This window comes from Leisingera sp. ANG-Vp (genome assembly GCF_000813725.1).
Classification (GTDB): domain Bacteria; phylum Pseudomonadota; class Alphaproteobacteria; order Rhodobacterales; family Rhodobacteraceae; genus Leisingera.
The window spans coordinates 1,548-2,245 of sequence record NZ_JWLD01000121.1; the positions used below are offsets into that span (position 1 = coordinate 1,548).

Here is a 698-nt window from a genome sequence, read left to right on the forward strand (position 1 = left end):
GCCGGACGGCTCGCATCTGGTGGTCAACCGGGTGGACAGCGCAGGCAACAGCTCAGGCAACATGGTAGTGCTTGAGGATGGGGCCGATGCAAGCGTGCTGGGCAATGCAGGCCTATCGCAGTTCAATATCGATGAGCTGAACCTGGTGCATGCGGACAATGTCGACCTGACCCTGACCGAGGCGGACATCAACGCCCTGTCGGACAATGACGATACGCTGATCGTGCACGGCGATACAGACGATAAGCTGACCATTTCCGGGGCAGTTGCAGGCGGCACCGAAACCATCGATGGCGAGACCTATAATGTCTATACCCTCGGCAGTGACGGCACCACTGTGATCGTCGATGAAGACATCAATACCGTGATCTGATTGACTGGCCCGGCAGCCAGGTGCTGCCGGGCCCAAGACTTTAAAACCCTTAAACAAAAGGGCAAAGGGCAGGATGCAACCGGGACGCTTTCTTTGCGCCATCGCAGTGATGTGCAGCCTGTCGGCCTGCGCGCAGACACTGCCGTTCGGCGGTGCTGAAAGCGCGGCGGACACCGCCCCGCGCAGCAATTTCACGCAATCCGGCGAAAACAGCTCCGAAGTGATCCATGAGCTGATGCAGCGCCGCTCGCTGCTCACCCCTGACAGCGCTTATGGCCAGGTGGCCGAGGCTGCCATTGCCGCCTCGGCCCGCGCCGCCGAAGCG

General features: G+C 60.7%; 2 pseudogenes. Both read left to right on the forward strand.

The features are described 5' to 3' along the window. Positions 1–373, forward strand: a pseudogene (locus tag RA20_RS24225) (Ig-like domain-containing protein); the annotation flags it as partial. A 73-nt stretch (positions 374–446) separates the two neighbouring features. After that, positions 447–698, forward strand: a pseudogene (locus RA20_RS24230) (TolC family protein); the annotation flags it as partial.